16 protein-coding genes are annotated in these 17,733 nt (G+C 71.7%); 9 read left to right on the top strand and 7 right to left on the bottom strand.

The genetic code is table 11. The annotated features are described in order from the left end of the window. Window positions 1-89 precede the first annotated feature (89 nt). Together AB0J97_RS10540 and recO are read right to left on the bottom strand one after the other, a co-directional pair. Window positions 90-872 carry an isoprenyl transferase gene (locus tag AB0J97_RS10540; RefSeq protein WP_357693975.1) on the bottom strand — a complete coding sequence of 261 codons (783 nt, stop codon included), beginning with the start codon at window positions 870-872 and terminating at the stop codon, window positions 90-92. Beyond that, window positions 869-1,603 carry a DNA repair protein RecO gene (gene recO, locus AB0J97_RS10535; protein WP_357693977.1) on the bottom strand — a complete coding sequence of 245 codons (735 nt, stop codon included), beginning with the start codon at window positions 1,601-1,603 and terminating at the stop codon, window positions 869-871. The genes AB0J97_RS10540 and recO overlap by 4 nt, the downstream gene beginning before the upstream one ends. 140 nt (window positions 1,604-1,743) lie before the next feature. Here recO and AB0J97_RS10530 point away from each other — a divergent pair, with 140 nt between their 5' ends. From AB0J97_RS10530 to AB0J97_RS10515, 4 genes are all read left to right on the top strand, one after another. Then, window positions 1,744-3,252 (top strand): CDP-alcohol phosphatidyltransferase family protein, encoded by a 1,509-nt coding sequence (locus tag AB0J97_RS10530; protein ID WP_357693980.1) that lies wholly within the window; start codon window positions 1,744-1,746, stop codon window positions 3,250-3,252. Then, window positions 3,249-3,968 carry a DUF5941 domain-containing protein gene (locus AB0J97_RS10525; protein WP_352323408.1) on the top strand — a complete coding sequence of 240 codons (720 nt, stop codon included), beginning with the start codon at window positions 3,249-3,251 and terminating at the stop codon, window positions 3,966-3,968. The genes AB0J97_RS10530 and AB0J97_RS10525 overlap by 4 nt, the downstream gene beginning before the upstream one ends. 217 nt (window positions 3,969-4,185) lie before the next feature. Then, on the top strand, window positions 4,186-5,595 hold the full coding sequence (locus AB0J97_RS10520; protein WP_364086872.1) for a glycoside hydrolase family 16 protein: 1,410 nt from the start codon (window positions 4,186-4,188) through the stop codon (window positions 5,593-5,595). A 75-nt stretch (window positions 5,596-5,670) separates the two neighbouring features. Then, on the top strand, window positions 5,671-6,618 hold the full coding sequence (locus tag AB0J97_RS10515) for a 2-oxoglutarate and iron-dependent oxygenase domain-containing protein (RefSeq protein WP_364086870.1): 948 nt from the start codon (window positions 5,671-5,673) through the stop codon (window positions 6,616-6,618). On the opposite strand, the gene AB0J97_RS10510 is transcribed toward AB0J97_RS10515, so the two are convergent. Beyond that, window positions 6,615-8,963, bottom strand: a complete 2,349-nt coding sequence (locus tag AB0J97_RS10510) for a GH1 family beta-glucosidase (RefSeq protein WP_364086868.1) — start codon at window positions 8,961-8,963, stop codon at window positions 6,615-6,617. The genes AB0J97_RS10515 and AB0J97_RS10510 overlap by 4 nt on opposite strands. A gap of 91 nt (window positions 8,964-9,054) precedes the next feature. Between AB0J97_RS10510 and AB0J97_RS10505 the strand changes: the two genes are divergently transcribed. The 3 genes from AB0J97_RS10505 (at window position 9,055) to rocD (ending at window position 11,669) form a co-directional block, all read left to right on the top strand. Then, on the top strand, window positions 9,055-9,543 hold the full coding sequence (locus tag AB0J97_RS10505) for an Lrp/AsnC family transcriptional regulator (RefSeq protein ID WP_364086866.1): 489 nt from the start codon (window positions 9,055-9,057) through the stop codon (window positions 9,541-9,543). Window positions 9,544-9,664: 121 nt separating this feature from the next. After that, on the top strand, window positions 9,665-10,462 hold the full coding sequence (gene ddaH / locus AB0J97_RS10500; protein WP_364086864.1) for a dimethylargininase: 798 nt from the start codon (window positions 9,665-9,667) through the stop codon (window positions 10,460-10,462). A gap of 1 nt (window position 10,463) precedes the next feature. Continuing rightward, window positions 10,464-11,669 (top strand): ornithine--oxo-acid transaminase, encoded by a 1,206-nt coding sequence (gene rocD, locus AB0J97_RS10495; protein ID WP_357693997.1) that lies wholly within the window; start codon window positions 10,464-10,466, stop codon window positions 11,667-11,669. 161 nt (window positions 11,670-11,830) lie between these two features. Here rocD and AB0J97_RS10490 read toward each other — a convergent pair whose 3' ends face one another. The 4 genes from AB0J97_RS10490 to AB0J97_RS10475 form a co-directional block, all read right to left on the bottom strand. Next, entirely contained in the window at window positions 11,831-13,027 is a 1,197-nt protein-coding gene (locus AB0J97_RS10490; RefSeq protein ID WP_364086861.1) for a CU044_5270 family protein, read from the bottom strand. After that, window positions 13,020-13,556, bottom strand: a complete 537-nt coding sequence (locus AB0J97_RS10485) for an RNA polymerase sigma factor (RefSeq protein WP_357694002.1) — start codon at window positions 13,554-13,556, stop codon at window positions 13,020-13,022. The genes AB0J97_RS10490 and AB0J97_RS10485 overlap by 8 nt, the downstream gene beginning before the upstream one ends. A 131-nt stretch (window positions 13,557-13,687) precedes the next feature. Then, the gene (locus tag AB0J97_RS10480) at window positions 13,688-14,404 is read right to left on the bottom strand and encodes a class I SAM-dependent methyltransferase (protein WP_364086856.1); all 717 of its coding nucleotides are present in this window, start codon (window positions 14,402-14,404) and stop codon (window positions 13,688-13,690) included. 9 nt (window positions 14,405-14,413) lie between these two features. Beyond that, on the bottom strand, window positions 14,414-15,943 hold the full coding sequence (locus tag AB0J97_RS10475) for an alkaline phosphatase D family protein (protein ID WP_364086855.1): 1,530 nt from the start codon (window positions 15,941-15,943) through the stop codon (window positions 14,414-14,416). A 240-nt stretch (window positions 15,944-16,183) separates the two neighbouring features. Here AB0J97_RS10475 and AB0J97_RS10470 point away from each other — a divergent pair, with 240 nt between their 5' ends. Together AB0J97_RS10470 and AB0J97_RS10465 are read left to right on the top strand one after the other, a co-directional pair. Further along, window positions 16,184-17,461 (top strand): Glu/Leu/Phe/Val dehydrogenase, encoded by a 1,278-nt coding sequence (locus tag AB0J97_RS10470; RefSeq protein WP_357694008.1) that lies wholly within the window; start codon window positions 16,184-16,186, stop codon window positions 17,459-17,461. Window positions 17,462-17,533: 72 nt separating this feature from the next. Then, entirely contained in the window at window positions 17,534-17,728 is a 195-nt protein-coding gene (locus tag AB0J97_RS10465; protein WP_364086852.1) for a hypothetical protein, read from the top strand. Window positions 17,729-17,733: the final 5 nt, after the last annotated feature.

Below are 17,733 nucleotides of genomic sequence, written 5' to 3'. Positions count from 1 at the left end.
CAGTTGACTACCCGAACGAGTAGGACGCTATATCAGCGTATAGTCGCCGTCCAGTGCGGCAGCTCAGCGGAGGTGCACTCGGGGTTTCCCTAGGCGCCGGGGACCTGGTTGGGGATCGCGCCGCCGTAGCGGCGGTCGCGCTTGGCGTACGTCTCGCACGCCTCCCACAGGTCGCGGCGGTCGAAGTCGGGCCAGAGCCGGTCGAGGAAGACCATCTCGGCGTAGGCCGACTGCCACAGCAGGAAGTTGGAGAAGCGCTGCTCGCCGGAGGAGCGCAGGAACAGGTCGACCGGCGGGATCTCCGGCTCGTCGAGGTAGCGGGCGAACACCTTCTCGTTCACCTTGGACGGCTTGACCCGCCCCGCCGCGATGTCGGCCGCCAGCTTGACCGCCGCGTCGACGATCTCGGCCTGGCCGCCGTAGTTGACGCAGAACTGCAACGTCAGCTTGCTGTTGCCGACGGTCATCTGCTCGGCGGTCTGCAACTCGGAGATCACGCTCTTCCACAACCGCCCCGGACGGCCCGCCCAGCGCACCCGCACGCCCATGGCGTTGAGCTCGTCGCGCCGCCGCCTGATCACGTCGCGGTTGAAGCCCATGAGGAAGCGCACCTCGTCGGGCGAGCGCTTCCAGTTCTCCGTGGAGAAGGCGTAGGCGCTCAGGTAGGGCACGCCCAGCTCAAGAGCCCCCTCGATGACGTCGAACAGCGAGGACTCGCCCGCCTTGTGGCCCTCGGTGCGGGGCAGGCCGCGCGCCTTGGCCCAGCGGCCGTTGCCGTCCATCACGACGGCGACGTGCCGGGGCACGAGGTCACGCGGGATCGGCGGCGGGGTCGCGCCTGACGGATGAGGGGTCGGAGGCCGGACGTTCACGCATGCTCCCTTTCGACGTGTCGCAGAGAGCGTATTCCGTGTTCGAGATGCCATTGCAGATATGCGGCGACCAGACCGCTGCACTCGCTGCGGTGACGCGACTCCGAGGCGTCGGCGGTGGCCCAGTCGCCGCGCAGCAGCGCCGTCATGAGCCCGATCGTCTCCCCCGCCGGCACCGCCGAGCCCGCCGGGCGGCACGCCCCGCACACCACGCCGCCCGCGACGATGGCGAAGGCCCTGACCGCCGGGGCCTGGCACTTGGCGCACGCCTCCAGCGCGGGCGCGTAGCCGGCCACCGCCAGCGAGCGCAGGAAGTACGCGTCGAGCACCAGCCTGGCCTCGTGGACGCGCTCGGACAGCGTGCGCAGCCCGCCGACCAGCAGCAGGAACTGCCGCAGCGCCGGCTCCTTCTCGCCGTGGGTCAGCCGGTCGGCCGTCTCCAGCATGGCGCTGCCCGCGGTGTAGCGGGGATAGTCGACGGCCAGCGCCTCGCCGTAGGGCCTGATGGTCTCCGCCTGCGTGACCACGTCGAGCGTGCGGCCGGTGTGGAGCTGGAGGTCGACGTGCGTGAACGGCTCCAGCCGCGCGCCGAAGCGGGACTTGGTGCGGCGCACGCCCCTCGCCACCGCCCGGATCTTGCCGGTGCGCTTGGCCAGAACGGTGACGATGCGATCGGCCTCACCGAGTTTCTGCGTCCGCAGGACGACGCCTTCGTCGCGGTAGAGACTCACTTGCCCATCTTACGGCCGCACGCGAGGCATGTTCCGGGCATGCTCTTGTGACGCGACTTTGCCCTGCCGTCACTAGACTTTGACGTCTGTCCCCGCATCACCCGTTGTTCAACCCCCCGCTACTGCCTCGAAAGGGAGTCATGACCCGCGTGGTCCTGCTGGGCTCTTCGCCCGGCCCCGACACCTCTCCGACCGGCCTGAGGCTGGCCGCGCTGCCCGGCAATCCCACCGTGGCCGAGCGGCTGCGAAGCCAGCTCGCTTCCTATGACCCGCGGCCGGCCACGATCGAGACCGGCGACGTGGCCGCCGCCCTGCGTGCCCTGGCCGACGTCGCAGATTCGGCAACGGAGAACCTCTTCATCATCCCCCAGAACTCGGTCGTCCACGACGAGCTGATCTACCAGATCAGCAAGGCCAAGCGCGGCGCGCTGGCGCTCGTGGCCAAGGAGCCGCGGCTGGAGGTGACCGAGGAGGCGCAGGAGGACACCGTACCGATCGACGAGGCCGATCCGGAGATCGGCTACGGCCGCCTCGAAGGGCTGCCCGTGCGCGCCCGCGTCGGCAAGTCCCGCGTCGTGTCGGTCGGCACCGCCAACCACGCGGTGACCAGGCCCAACGCGGTGGTGCTCGGCCCACTGCACATCAGCGCCCGCAACGCCCCCGTGCTCGCGCAGACCTGCCGCGAGCTGGCCCAGATGGCCGGCCGCTTCGGCAAGGACGACGACCTCGTCCAGCTCCTCGTGTTCGGCCTGGTGCGCAACGGCGTGTCGGTCGGCGTGCGCGGCCGCCGCGACCTGTTCTACCGCCGGGTGAGCACGCAGGAGGAGGTCAACGAGGCCGGCTCCGAGATGGCCGGCATGAACGAGGACCGCGCCCGGCTCAACAACGCGGTCAAGGGCGCCGACGGCTTCTTCACCACCTACTTCGTCTCCACCTACTCGCGCTTCATCGCCCGCTGGGCGGCGCGGCGCGGGCTGACGCCCAACCAGGTGACGCTGATCTCGATCACGCTCGGCGTGGCCGCGGCCGCCTGCTTCGCCACCGGCGACCGTCCGTGGATGGTCGCCGGCGGCCTGCTGATCTACTTCGCCTTCGTCTTCGACTGCGTCGACGGCCAGGTGGCCCGCTACGCCCGCAAGTTCGGCGTGCTGGGGGCCTGGCTCGACGCCACCTTCGACCGCTTCAAGGAATACGTGGTCTTCGCCGGTCTGGCCGTCGGCTGGGTCGTCTCGGGCAACGGCGACGACATCTGGATCCTGGCGCTGGCCGCCATCGGGCTCCAGTCCGTACGCCACCTGCTCGACTTCTCCTTCGGCATCTCCAACCGGCGCAAGCCGCCCGGGCAGCTCCCCACCCTCCCGCTCGACGCCCCCGACGACCGCGACCTGCGCAAGGCGCTGGAGCGGCGCAAGGCAGAGCGCAGCCAGGGCCTGCGCGGTGTGCTCAAGATGTGGACCAGGGCGGGCAAGTTCCGCGCGGTCCACTGGGCGCGGAAGATGATCGTGTTCCCCATCGGCGAGCGGTTCGCGGCCATCGCGATCACCGCCGCCCTCTTCGACGCCCGGATCACTTTCCTCACCCTCGTGATCTGGGGCTCCGTCGCCGCCGCCTACACCCTCACCGGACGCCTCATGAGGTCGCTCGTATGATCACTCAACCGCAGGCCATGGCCACCCCCACGCCGGACCCCGACGAGGAACGCCGCCGCATCCAGACCGCCCGCCTGCTCGCCTACCGCGACGACGGCCCGCTCGTGCACGCCCTGGCGGGCAAGCTGGGCAAGGGCCTGCCGCCCGTGCCCGCCACGCTCGTGGCGCTGCTCGCCGTCGTCGCCGTCACCGTCGTCGGGCTGCCCGACAAGGGGCCGCTGCTGCTCGTGCCGGTGGCCATCACGCTGCTGCTCGTGCTGCCGACCGCGCCGCGCGACCACCTGGGCCGCTTCGACTGGCTCACCCCGCCGCTGCTGCGCGGCACCGAGTTCCTCGCCATGATCGCGATCGGCCTGGCCGCCGGCGCGCCGAAGTGGCTGCTGTTCGTGCTGGTCTACGTGGTGGGCTACCACACCTACGACACCGTCTACCGCACCCGGCAGAGCATCTGGCCGCCCGCGTGGGTGTTCCACGCGGGGCTCGGCTGGGAGCTGCGCCTGCTGATCATCGGTGCGGGCGCGGCGCTGGGCTGGCTGACGCCGGTGCTCGCGGTGCTGACGGCGTACCTGTTCGTGCTGTTCGCGGTGGAGAGCGTGACGAGCTGGGTGCGTCTGGACAAGGCCTCTGCGCAGGCCGGCGCCGACGCCGAGCAGGACCTTGAGGCCTCGCCCGAGGACGCGCTCGAACAGGCCACCGGCGAGGCGGAGAAGGGCTGAGCGGCCACCTCCCCCTCCGGACACGACGCCGGGCACGACGGCGGTCACGGGCTCCCGACCAGGGCGCCGGTGGCCGCCGTTTCGCGTCCGCGCCCGGAACCGGCCGCGACGCCCGATCCTGGAGCGCTCTCCCGTATTGACACGCGGTCAAAGGCATGTTTACGTCGCGTCAAGAGAGCGCTCTCTCGCTCGACTCCACACCCCCCATGGAGCTGGGATGACAACAGAGATCCGGCACCGGCGCCGCCTGGTGGCCGTGGCGGTGGTGCTCGTGGCACTCACCGGCCTGCTCGTCAAAGTGGCCGTCAGCGCCTCGGCGTCCGTGCCGTCCACGCCGTCCGGCTGGTCGCTGGTCTGGTCCGACGACTTCAACGGCTCGGCGGGCACGCCGCCCTCGTCCGCCGAGTGGATCGTCGACACCGGGCACGGCTACCCCGGCGGGCCGGGCAACTGGGGCACCGGCGAGGTCCAGAACTACACCGCCGGCACGTCCAACATCGGCCTCGACGGCTCCGGCAACCTGCGCATCACGCCCCTGCGCAGCGGCTCGGGCGAGTGGACCTCGGCCCGCATCGAGACCAGGCGGGCCGACTTCAAGCCGGCCGCCGGACGCGTCCTGCGGATCGAGGGCAGGATCCAGATGCCGAACGTGACCGGTCAGGCGGCGCTCGGCTACTGGCCGGCGTTCTGGGCGCTCGGGGCGCCGTACCGGGGGAACTACTGGAACTGGCCGGGCATCGGCGAGTTCGACATCATGGAGAACGTCAACGGCCTCAACTCCGTGTGGGGCGTGCTCCACTGCGGCGTCAACCCCGGCGGGCCCTGCAACGAGACGACCGGCCTCGGCGCGAGCCGGGCCTGCCCGGGCTCCACCTGCCAGTCGGCCTTCCACACCTACCGCTTCGAGTGGGACCGCGCCGCCAGCCCGAACCAGCTGCGCTGGTACGTCGACGGCCAGCAGTTCCACAGCGTGAGCCAGAACCAGCTCGACGCCACCACCTGGAACAACATGACCGGGCACGGCGGCTACTTCCTGCTGCTCAACCTGGCGATGGGCGGCGCGTTCCCCAACGCCCTGGCCGGCACGGGCACGCCGACGGCGGCGACCGTCCCGGGGCATCCGATGCTGGTGGACTACGTGGCCGTCTGGCAGAGCGGCACGGTCTCCACCCCGACCGCGACCCCGACCGTGACCCCCACCGTCCCGGGCGGCGTGGACGCGCGCTCCACCATCCAGGCCGAGCGCTACCAGGGCCAGTCGGGCACCATCGTCGAGACCACCACCGACACCGGCGGCGGCCAGAACGTCGGCGCGATCGCCAACGGCGACTGGCTGCGCTACGACGGGGTGAACTTCGGCTCCGAGCCCGCCCTCCAGTTCAAGGCCAGGGTGGCGTCGGGGGCGGCGGCCGGTGTGAGCGGGCTGGTGCAGGTGCGGCTGGACAGCCCGTCCGCGCCGCCGATCGGCGACTTCGCGCTGGCGAACACGGGCGGCTGGCAGAGCTGGCGCACGGTACCGGCCAACATCGGCGGGGTGACCGGCACGCACACCGTCTACCTGACCTTCAGCAGCGGCCAGCCCGCCGACTTCGTCAACGTCAACTGGTTCACCTTCTCGACGGCCTGACCTCCCTCAGGGTTCCCCTCAGGCCCGGCTCGGCGCCTCCGGTACGCCGCGGCCGGGCCGGGGAACAATGGGACGGTGCGCGAATTGCCGGTGATCGACATCTCCCCGCTGCTCGACGGTGCCACGGGCGGTGACAGGCAGGCCGCCGGCGCGGCGATCGGCGCGGCCTGCCGGGACAACGGGTTCTTCTACGTCTCCGGGCACGGCGTGCCGCAGGAGCTCCTCGACCGGCTCGACGCGGCCGCCAGGCGTTTCTTCGCGCTGCCCGAGGAGGTCAAGAACGAGATCTCCATGGACCGGGGCGGCCCGGCCTGGCGCGGCTTCTTCCCGGTGGGCGGCGAGCTCACCTCGGGCAGGCCCGACCTGAAGGAGGGCGTCTATTTCGGCGCCGAGCAGCCGCCCGGCCCGCTCCCGCTGCACGGCCCCAACCAGTTCCCCGTCCAGGTGCCCGAGCTGCGGGAGGCCGTGCTCGCCTACCTGGACACGATGACGGGGGTCGCGCAGGCGGTCATGTCCGGCGTGGCGCTCAGCCTGGGCCTGGACGAGGGCTACTTCCGCACCGGCTACACCGCCGACCCCACCGTCCTGTTCCGGATCTTCCACTACCCGCCCGCGCCGCCGGACGACGACGAGACCTGGGGCGTGGGCGAGCACACCGACTACGGCCTGCTCACCCTCCTCCTCCAGGACTCCAACGGCGGCCTCCAGGTCCGCACCGCGGACGGCTGGATCGAGGCGCCGCCGCTGGCGGGCACGTTCGTCTGCAACATCGGCGACATGCTCGACAAGCTCACCGGCGGCCGCTACCGCTCGACCCCGCACCGCGTACGCAACCGCAGCGGCAACGAGCGCCTGAGCTACCCGTTCTTCTTCGACCCCGGCTGGGACAGCGAGGTCCCGCCCCTCCCCTACGCCGCCGGCGAGCGCTGGGACGGGCAGGTCGACTTCACCGGAACCTACGGCCAGTACCTGCTGTCGAAGGTGTCCAAGGTCTTCCCGCGCCTGTTCGAGCGGCAGATCTAGGCCGACTCCCGCACCACCAGCCGGGTGGGCAGCACGACCGGCGTGGTGCTCCTGCCCTCCAGCCGCGACAGCAGCAGCCGCGCGAGCGCCAGCGCCTGCTCGGTGACCGGCACCCGCACGGTGGTGAGCGCGGGGGTGGTGGCCGAGGCGGCGTCGATGTCGTCGAAGCCGACGATCGCCAGGTCGTCGGGCACCCGCCGGCCCGCGGCGCGGGCGGCCAGCAGCGCGCCGATCGCCATCCGGTCGTCAGCCGCGAAGATCGCGTCCAGGTCGGGGGCGTCGCCGAGGAGCTGCCCGGCGGCCGCCGTGCCGGAGGCGCGGGTCAGGTCGCCGATCGCCGGGCGGACCCGCAGCCCGGCGCGTTCCATGGCCGCACGGTGGCCGGCGAGCCGGTCCTGGGTGGCGACCAGGTCCATCGGGCCGCAGATCACGCCGATGCGGCGGCGGCCGGTGGCCAGCAGGTGCTCGGTGGCCGCCGCCGCGCCCGCGGCGTTGTCGGCGTCCACGTACGGCACCAGCGAGCTGACCGGCGGCCGGCCCAGCAGCACGAGGGGCACGCCGGTGCGCGAGAGGCGTTCGGCCAGTGTGTCGCCCCGCTCGGGCGGCAGCAGGACGACGCCGTCCACCAGGCGGGCCTCGGCGTGCCGGACGATGCGGCGGTGGCTCTCGGCGGTGTCGGCGAGCATGAGGGTGATCTGCTTGCCCGCGCCCTCCAGCAGGCTCGTCACGTACTGGACGACGGCCGGGACCATCGGGTCGGCGGCGTGCCTGGGCACCGACAGCACGAGCGCGACGGTGTCGGTGCGCCGGGTCACCAGGCTGCGGGCGGCGGCGTTGGGCACGTAGCCGAGCTCCTTGACGGCCTGGAGGACCGTGGAGCGCACCTCGGGGCTGACCGACGCCTCGCCGTTGACCACGCGGGAGACCGTGGCCCGGGAGACGCGGGCGCGGGCGGCCACGGTCTCCAGCGTGGGCCGCCTGGGCGGGGCCTCGGTCAGGCCGTTGCGCCTGATCACGTCGCGGTACCACAGCGCGCTGTCCTTGGGCCGCCTGCGCTGGGTGTCGAAGTCGACGTGCACGAGGCCGAACTTGCGCCGGTAGCCGTCGGCCCATTCGAGATTGTCCAGCAGCGTCCAGACGAGATATCCGCGGACGTTCGCGCCCTCCTCGACCGAGGAACGCAGAGCCCTCAGGTGTTCCTCGACGAAATGCACGCGGTCGACGTCGTGAATGCCGTCGGGAGTGACCGTGTCGACGAAGTCGGCGCCGTTCTCGGTGACCATGAGTTCGAGGCCGGGATATTCCCTGGAGAGCCGCCGCAGTAACAGGGAGAGGGCGTTCGGGACAATCGGCCAGCCCATCGCGGTGACCGCCGTGGGAATGGTGCTGAAAAGCACGCCCGCGCTTCCCGGATAGGCCGGGTCGGCCGGTTCGCCGGGCTGCGCCTGGACGACGGCGGGCGCGTAGTAATTGACGCCGAGCAGGTCGAGCGGCTGGGCGATGTCGGCCAGGTCGCCGTCGTGGACGTGCCCGAGCCCGGCGTGCTCCTCGATGACCGGCAGCAGGTCGGCGGGGTAGGCGCCACGCAGCATCGGGTCCAGGAACTGCCGGTGGACCAGGGCGTCGATCCTGGCCACGGCCTCGGCGTCCTCCTCCGACAGCGGCCGGTCGAAGTCGCCGACCTGGGCGGGCGTCAGGACGGGCGAGAAGTTGAGCACGGCCCCCACCTCGGCGGCCCCGGCGGCGCGCAGGGCCTGGGCGCCCAGGCCGTGGGCGAGCAGCAGGTGGTGGGCGGCCCGGAACGCGTCGGCGGCCGACCGGCGGCCCGGCGCGTGCACCCCCGAGCCGTGGCCGACGAAGGCCGCCACCCACGGCTCGTTGACGGTGAACCAGGTGCCGACCCGGTCGCCCAGCCGGTCGGCGACGATCGCCGCGTAGTCCGCGAAGCAGCGGGCGGTGTCGCGGGACGGCCAGCCGCCGCGCTCCTCCAGCGCCTGCGGCAGGTCCCAGTGATAAAGCGTGGCGTACGGCGTGATGCCCGCCTCCAGCAGCGCGTCGACCAGCCGCTGGTAAAAGTCGAGACCGGCCGCGTTCACCTTTCCCGCGCCCTCGGGAAGAATGCGCGGCCAGCTCACCGAGAATCGGTACGCCGCCATTCCCAGGTCTTTCATCAGCCGTACGTCGTCGCGATATCGGTGGTAATGGTCGCAGGCGTCGGCCGGGCCGCCGGCGAAGGCGTCCCAAATGGACGGCCCGCGGCCGTCGGCGGCCGTGCCGCCCTCGATCTGGAAGGCCGACGTCGAGACCCCCCAGACGAAACCCTCGGGAAAGCGTGCGATATTCATGTGGCGTCAATCCTCCGGCAGTGGACCGAGCGCCCAGTCTCCCGCGCGGCGCTCGTCGCGCGCCAGCCTGGCCAGGCGGTATACAGAGCGCGTGGAACTGGACCGGCTCGATCGTGACATCATCGCGGCGCTCGTCGACGACGCCCGCGCGACCTACGCGGACATCGGCCATCAGGTGGGGCTGAGCGCGTCGGCCGTCAAGCGGCGGGTCGACCGGCTGCAGAAGAGCGGGGCGATCACCGGTTTCAGCGCGCGGGTCGCGCCGCAGGCGCTCGGCTGGACCACCGAGGCGTACGTCGAGCTGTTCTGCCAGGGCAAGACCAAGCCGTCGGACATCGCGCTGGCGGTGGCCAAGTTCCCCGAGGTGGTGGCGGCGGCCACGATCACCGGCGAGGCCGACGCGCTGCTGCACATCAGGGCCACCGACGTGCGGCACGTCGAGCGGGTCATCGAGCGCATCGCGGCCGAGGCTTTCGTGGTCCGGACGAAGAGCTCGATCGTGCTGTCACGGCTGGTCGACACGCCTCCGGGAGCCGCTCTCTCGGACGCGCGCAACGGATCGCACGTCGTCACCCGATAGACGCAACAGACCTGCGCCAACGCGCAATGCGCACCGCTTGGCCTGCGCAAACGTCAATTCTTAGGCTGTGCTCGTCTCCCCCGACACGGGAACTTCCCCTGCAATGACGACGGAGCCCTGCATGCCCAAACACTTCCTCATGTGCCGCCCGGACCACTTCGCGGTCGAGTACGCGATCAACCCGTGGATGGACCCCGAGGCCGGCGCCGACCGTGAGGTGGCGATCCGGCAGTGGGAAGGGCTGAAGTCGGCGTACGAGGAGCTCGGGCACAAGGTCAGCCTCATCGACCCGATCGAGGGCCTGCCCGACATGGTGTTCGCCGCCAACGGCGCGCTGGTCGTCGGCGGCCGGGTCTACGGCGCCCGCTTCACCTTCCCCGAGCGCGGCCCCGAGGGCCCCGCCTACCTGCGCTGGTTCGTCGAGCGCGGCTACCCGACCCTGGAGCCCACGTACGTCAACGAGGGCGAGGGCGACTTCCTCACCCTCGACGAGGTCATCCTCGCCGGCACCGGCTTCCGCACCGACGTGGTCGCCCACCAGGAGGCGCAGGAGTACCTGGGCCGCCCGGTCGTCTCGCTGAAGCTGGTGGACCCGCGCTTCTACCACCTCGACACCGCGCTGTTCCCGCTCGACGGCCGCAACGTCGCCTACTACCCCGGCGCCTTCTCCAAGGGCAGCCAGGAGGTGCTGCGCTCGATGTTCCCCGACGCGGTGATCGCGACCGCCGAGGACGCCGAGGTGCTCGGCCTCAACGCGGTCAGCGACGGCAGGAACGTGGTGATCAACTCCGAGGCGTCCGGGCTCCAGCTGGAGCTCAAGCGGCACGGCTACGAGGTCATCCCGGTCGAGCTGTCGGAGCTGCGCAAGGCGGGCGGCGGTCCCAAGTGCTGCACACTGGAGATCAGGGGGGAGAAGTAACATGAGCACCAGCGCAGAGCTGATCGAAGTAAGCGAGCGCCGCAGCGCGCACAACTACCATCCGCTGCCCGTGGTCATCCACGAGGCGCACGGCGCGTGGGTCACCGACGTCGAGGGCAAGCGCTATCTCGACTGCCTGTCGGGCTACTCGTCACTGAACTTCGGCCACGGCAACCCGAAGATCATCGAGGCCGCCCAGGAGCAGCTGAAGAACCTCACGCTGACCAGCCGGGCCTTCTACCACGACCAGTTCGCCCGGTTCTGCGCCGGGCTCGGCGACCTCACCGGCAAGGACATGATCCTGCCGATGAACACCGGCGCCGAGGCCGTCGAGACCGCGATCAAGGTGGCCCGCAAGTGGGGCTACGAGGTCAAGGGCGTCGCGCCGGAGCAGGCCAACATCATCGTGATGGAGGACAACTTCCACGGCCGCACCACCACGATCATCAGCTTCTCGACCGACCCCGACGCGCACGACGGGTTCGGCCCGTACACGCCCGGCTTCACGATCGTCCGTTACGGGTCCGCCGAGGCGATCAGGGAGGCGATCGACGACAACACCGTCGCCGTCCTCGTCGAGCCGATCCAGGGCGAGGCGGGCGTGCTGGTGCCGCCGGACGGCTACCTCACCGAGGTCAGGCGCATCTGCACCGAGAACAACGTGCTGATGATCGCCGACGAGATCCAGTCGGGGCTCGGCCGCACCGGCCGCACGTTCGCCTGTGACCACGAGAACGTCGTCCCCGACATCTACATCCTGGGCAAGGCGCTCGGCGGCGGCGTGGTGCCGGTCTCGGCCATCGCCGCGGACGAGGACGTCCTCGGGGTGATCAAGCCGGGCCAGCACGGGTCCACGTTCGGCGGCAACCCGCTGGCCTGCGCGGTCGGCATCGCCGTCATCGACATCCTGAACACCGGCGAGTTCCAGGCCAGGGCCGCCCGGCTCGGCGAGGTGCTGCACGCGCGGCTGCGCGAGCTGGCCGGCAAGGGCGTGGTGGCGGTGCGCGGGCGCGGGCTGTGGGCGGGCGTGGACATCGACCCGGCCCTCGGCACCGGGCGCGAGGTCTCCAAGGCGCTGATGGCGCGCGGCGTGCTCGCCAAGGACACCCACGGGTCCACGATCCGGCTCGCGCCGCCGATCGTGATCTCCGAGGAGGACCTGGTCTGGGCGGTCGACCAGCTCGCCGCCGTCCTCGAAGACCTCTAGGTCTTCACGGCTTCGCCTGGTCACGCCACCCGCCGTACTTCGGCCGGCGGCCCTCCGGGAAACGGCCGCCGACCCTGCACAGGCGCGCCGCCGTGGCGGCGCGCCCTGTGGGCCTGCTGGGTGGGTCTACCGGGTGGCCGGCCGCCGGCCGCCGGTGGAGGTCACGAACCCGGGGTAGGGGTGACGGTACGCGTCACCGTCGGCTCCGGGGTGCCGGTCGGCCCGGTCTCCGGCTCGCTGGTCGACTCGACCGCGAACGCGCTGGTCGGCTCCGGGGTGAACGTGATCGTCGCCTCGGCCGCCGGCAGCTCCGCCGTCGTCGAGCCGGACTCCGAGGGAATGGGCGTGGGGGCCTGGGTCTCCGGCGTGCAGCTCGCGTCGGCACCGGCGTCGGGGGCGTCCGGCAGGGCGTCCACCACGGAGACGTCGAGCTGGGCCGTCAGCGCCAGGACGCTGTCCTTCGGCGCCCCGGCCTTGGCGTCCACCGCGACCTGCCGCTCGCCCAGGAACGTGTGCGCTGCCGGGTCGAAGATCAGCTCTTCACGCACGCCCCAGTCGGCGACCCGGCCCAGCGCCACGCCCACGCGTCCCGAGGAGTCGGCCACGCCCTCGGCCGCCTCGACGCCGGGGATCGTCTTGACCGCCTCGAACAGGGCGTCCCGCTGCGGCTTGGGCAGGTAGTTCTCCCTGACGAGGTCGCCTGCGCGGGTGAAGGCGGCGGCGTCGGCGTTGACGTCCTTGCCCTTGGGGACCGGCTGGTAGAGGCGGTCGCGCATGGCCGTGGCGTCGGTCGGGAGCGTGCTCAGGAAGGCGTAGTCGTCGCGGTAGGGGCCGCGCAGGTCGGGGCAGGAGGCGAGCTGGTTCCACTCGCTGCCTCGCCAGCTCTTGGCGTCCGCCGGCAGCGGCTCGCCCGGCCAGGGGCGCGGCTCCTGCCCCTCGGTCAGCAGCAGGCCGTCCTTGCTGCCGTCCACCGACTTCCAGATCTTGCGGTGCTGGCGGTAGAGGTAGCGGGTCTGTCCTCCGGACGCGTCGACCGAGTGCGAGCCGTACATGGTGTCGGACTCGACCAGGATGAACTGGTCCGGCCTGGGGTTCAGCTCTCCGCCCGAGAGGACCACGGAGGTGGCCGGGCGGATCTCCGTCCCGCCCTGGCCGGACAGCGCCACCGCCACGCCGCCGACCAGGACGACCGTGACGCCGAACGCGGCGGCCGTCTGCCAGCCGAGCCTCGGCAGCCGCAGGCGTCGCCCGCCGCGCGCCTCGGCCAGCAGCCGTTCCCGTGCCCGCGCGCGGGCCTGCGGCTCGTACGGCGGCGCGGACGGCCTGCCGTCGGCGAACGTCCGGATCTCGTCATCCATGCTGGGGCTCCTCTGCTGCGAAGGGGTCGATGCCGCCGAGCGCCCTGCGTACCTTGACGCGGAGCCGGTGCAGCCTGGACCGGACGGTGCCGACCGGCACCCCGAGGGCGCGGGCGGCGTCCTCGTAGGTCAGGTCGGCCCACGCCACGAGCAGCAGCAGGTCGCGCTCGCTCGCGCTGAGCCTGGTCAGCGCCCTGGCCAGGCGCGGCTGGAGCTGCTCTGCGGTGACCCGGTCGGCGCTGCGCTCGTCGAACGTGCCGGGACGGTCGGCGCCGACCCTGGCCATGGCCGCGGTGCGCCGCCGTTCGGCCCTGCGGTGCTGGGACACGACCTTGGTGGCGATGCCGTACAGCCAGGGCCGTGCGTCGGGCAGGGTGCGGTCGTAGCGGCCGCGCCCGCGGAAGGCGACGAGGAACACCTCCCCCGTCACGTCGTCGGCCAGCTCCGCGCCCAGGCGGCGGGCGGCGTACCGGTGGATCTCGTCGGCGTGCCGGTCGAACAGTGCGGCGAAACGCTCAGGGTCGCCCATGGAATGCCCGATCAGGGTCGAGTCATCCAGCGTTTCGGTTGTGTCCTCGACACTCACCACATCCGGTCCTCTCTCATGCGGTCACCCTGTTGTTGGCCGCACCCGGAAGCCCGGTTCCACCTTTTTTCGGGTTACGCCGCCTTCCGCCAGGCCGCCAGGCCGTCGGGGGCCTCGTCCTTGACGAACCCGGCCGCCGTCAGCTCCGCGGCCAGCCGCTCGCCGCCCGGCCGGTGGGCCTCGCTGGTCACCTCGTCCTCGCCGATCACCACGCCGCGCTGCCTGACCCGGTAGAGGAAGCGGGAGCGCACGGTCTCGCCGGAGACGCCGAGCACCTGGCCCCAGACCTCGTAGGCGTGCCGCCCGACCTGGTACGACCCCATGAGCTCCAGCTCACCCGGCGTGGGCGCGGGCCGCTCGCGCCAGTTGAACAGCAGCAGCCCGCCCGGTTCGAGCTGCCTGGCCAGCACCCGCCACAGCTCCTCCCGCCGCCCGGCCGGGAACGCCTGGAGCACCGAGATCATCACGACCGCCTCGACCGGTACGTCGACGTCGACGTCGAGCGCCCCGCAGGCCAGCACGGTGACGCGGCGGCGCGCCTCCGCGTCACCGGCCAGCCGCGACAGCAGCACCGACCGCATGGCGAGCGCCGGCTCGACGGCGAACACCTCGCCGCGCGTCTCGCGCACGATCAGCTCGGTGATCAGGCCGGTGCCCGCGCCGATCTCCATGACGCCGCCCCGCACCCCCTTCAGCAGGGGCGGCAGCGACTCGCGGATCTCGGGGACGTGCCCGTCCTCGTGCCACAGGTCGTAGAAGGGCACCGCCCTGGAGTACTGGTCGTCGTTCATGGGTCCTTTCTACGCCAGCCGGGCCGAGTCGATCGGCCGGACGCCGTCGCCCACCGACTCGTACCAGGTGATCGTGTCGGGGAAGGTCAGCGTGGCCAGCGCGTTCTGGAACAGCGGCCCCTTGGTCACCCGCCAGCGGAACGGCGGCCGCGGGATGCCGGCCAGCCGCGCCAGCAGGCTGCCCACCAGCGTCGCCAGCCCGAACTGGGTGAGCACGTTGGCCCAGCGCAGCAGCCGGCTGAGCGGGTTGCGGATCGGCGAGCAGACGACCTGGTAGATCTGCCCGGCCGACGCCTTGGCCAGGTAGGAGTAGTGGACGTCGCCGGACAGGATCACGGCCGGTTTGCCGAGCTTGACCAGCATCCTGCCCAGGTCCTCGAACGAGCGCCGGAAGGCCGCCCAGTGCTCCAGGTCGACGGCCTGGCGCAGCTGCTCCGACAGCCGCTGGGCCGTACGGCCCCACTTGCCGTCGCACAGCGCCTCGTTCCAGTTCTGGACGCCGTGGACGCCCTCGGGCAGCAGGAACGGGATCGAGGAGCCGATGACCAGCCGCTCGGCCGGCGTGGCGGCCTGCTCCTGGAGCCAGGCCCACTCGTCGGGGTCGAGCATGCGCCGGTCGCCGGGGGTGAGCTGCCTGGCGCACCTGGTGTCGATCATGATGAGCCGGGTGTGCCCGAGGTCGCGGGTGTAGCTCCAGCGGTTGCTGCTCGGCTCGGCGTCGGCCTTGGCGGCGAACGCGTCGAGGGCCGGGCCGCCGTCGCCGCCGCCCTCGGTGAGCTCGCGCACCAGCGGGTCGGCCGCGCGCTCGGCCGGCGTCAGGTTGCCGAGGTGCTGGTAGACGAAGTACGCCCCCAGCCCCGCGACCACCCGCCGCGGCCACCAGCTCGTCAGGGCCATCTTCTCCCGCCAGGACTGCGAGGTGTTCCAGTCGTCGCGCAGGTCGTGGTCGTCGAAGATCATGGCGGTGGGCACGGTGGACAGCAGCCAGCGGATCTCGGGGTCGGTCCACGCCTGGCGGTAGAGCTCGGCGTACTCCTCGAAGTCGGCGATCTCGCCCTGCGGCTCGGTGGTGCGGCGGGCGTGGATGTAGTCGAGCATCTGGGGCGAGGGGCTGTCGGCGTAGACCTGGTCGCCGAGGAGCAGCAGCAGGTCGGGCCACTCCTGCTCGTCGGCGCGCATGAGGCTCACGCCGTACGCGCGCAGCACGTCGTCGCCGTGGGTGCGGACGTGGGCGGAGTCGTGCGGCACGCTCGTCCGGCACGACCCGAACGCCAGCCTGCGCGGCCCTTCTGCGGGCAGCAGCCGGACCCGGCTGGCCGGGCGACCCGCCAGGGGCCAGACCTGGTCCCCGTCGAGGCTGACGGAATAGGAGGCGATATCCTGGGACAGGCCGACGAGATCCACGATCGCGTAGTGGTGACCGTGCACGGTGAAGGTGGGCGACCGATAAGCCCCGCCTGCCGTCTCGACGGTGACCGTGCAGGGCTCGCTGGTCTCCACCCAGATCGAGGCGCTGACCGAGTCGACGTGACGCAACATCGGCCCAACCACGAGTGCGGGCATCCAACCCTCCGGTTTTCGACGATTCGGCAAACTCTCGATCGACAGCCTGCCAGAGTGGCACGTTCCCAGCACGTTGATCAACGGCTTGGATATCCCTTCATAACCTAGGCAAGGTCAAACAGCCCGGCCTAGGATGATCGAGACAACACGCCCAAGAGGGAAGGCAATGGCGCCTTCTCCCGCAAACTGGGCGCGCATACAGGAGGAAACTCGACCATGAGCATCATGGTGCCGTCAAAGACGCCGGCGCTGATCACACCTGGTCAACAGGCGCTCGACTCCGCTCTCCACCAACTCCATCAGGCCGCCGCCCACCTCGGGCTCGACGACGGCCTCCGCACGATGCTGGCCACGCCGCGCCGCTCGCTGACCGTCTCGGTCCCGGTGCGCCGCGAGGACGGGCGCATGGACGTCGTCCAGGGCTTCCGCGTCCAGCACAACGTCTCGCGCGGCCCCGCCAAGGGCGGTATCCGCTTTCATCCCGGCACCGACATCCACGAGGTCACCGCCCTGGCGATGTGGATGACGTGGAAGTGCGCACTGGTCGGCATCCCGTACGGCGGCGCCAAGGGCGGCGTGGCCGTGGACCCGGGCGCGCTGACCACGATCGAGCTCGAACGGCTCACCCGCCGCTACGTCAACGAGATCCTGCCGCTGATCGGCCCGGAGAAGGACATCCCGGCCCCCGACGTCGGCACCGACGAGCAGACCATGGCCTGGATCATGGACACCTACAGCGTCAACGCCGGCTACTCGGTGCCCGGCGTGGTCACCGGCAAGCCGATGACGCTCGGCGGCTCGCTCGGCCGCACCGGCTCGACCTCGCGCGGCGTGCAGATCGCGGCGCTGGCCGCGCTCGGGCGCTCACCCGAGGGCGTCACGGTGGCCGTGCAGGGCTTCGGCAAGGTGGGCGCGCTGGCCGCGCAGTACCTGTCCGACGAGGGCTGCAAGGTGGTCGCCGTCTCGGACGTGACCGGCGCGCTCTACGCGCCCGGCGGCCTCGACGTCGCCCGCGTGCGCGCCTGGGTGGCCGAGACCGGTGGCGTGTCCGGCTACCCGCACGCCGACGCGATGGCCCACGACGACCTCTTCGAGCTGGACGTGGACGTGCTCGTCCCGGCCGCGCTCGAAGGCGTGATCACCGAGGCGAACGCGCCCCGCGTGCGCGCCCGGCTGATCGTGGAGGGCGCCAACGGCCCCACCACGCCGGAGGCCGACGAGATCCTGGCCGCCAACGGCACCACCGTCGTGCCGGACATCCTGGCCAACGCGGGCGGGGTGATCGTGTCCTACCTGGAGTGGGTGCAGAACATGCAGGCCTTCTCCTGGAGCTCGCGTGAGGTCGAGGTGAAGCTGCGCGACCTGATGGAGAGCGCCTTCGCCGAGGTCAGGTCGATGTCCGCCGAACGCGGGCTGACGCTGCGGGAGGCGGCGCACGTGATCGGCGTGGGCCGGGTCGCCGAGGCGCACAGCATGCGCGGGCTCTACCCCTGACCGACTTTGGTCGCACGTGACCCGCCCAAGGTCGGATGCCGGGGCGGGTCCCGTTCTGCCACTGTCGAGGCCATGAGGGGTTTCTTCGGGATCATGGCCGTGCTCCAGGGGCTCGGCGGGTTCGTCGGGCGCGTCTGGTTCGACACGGAGTGGGGGTTCGTGGGGCGGCTCGTGGAGCTGCCCCTCGCGGCGTATCTGGGGCTCGCGGCCATCGGCGTGGCCCTTCTGGTGTGGGGCGACCACGACAGGAGGAACCGCGAGAGCTGACCGCC

This window comes from Nonomuraea sp. NPDC049607, from assembly GCF_040675375.1.
GTDB lineage: Bacteria > Actinomycetota > Actinomycetes > Streptosporangiales > Streptosporangiaceae > Nonomuraea.
Note: the sequence above shows the minus strand (reverse complement) of the source record. Positions and strands in the feature narration are given on the sequence as shown.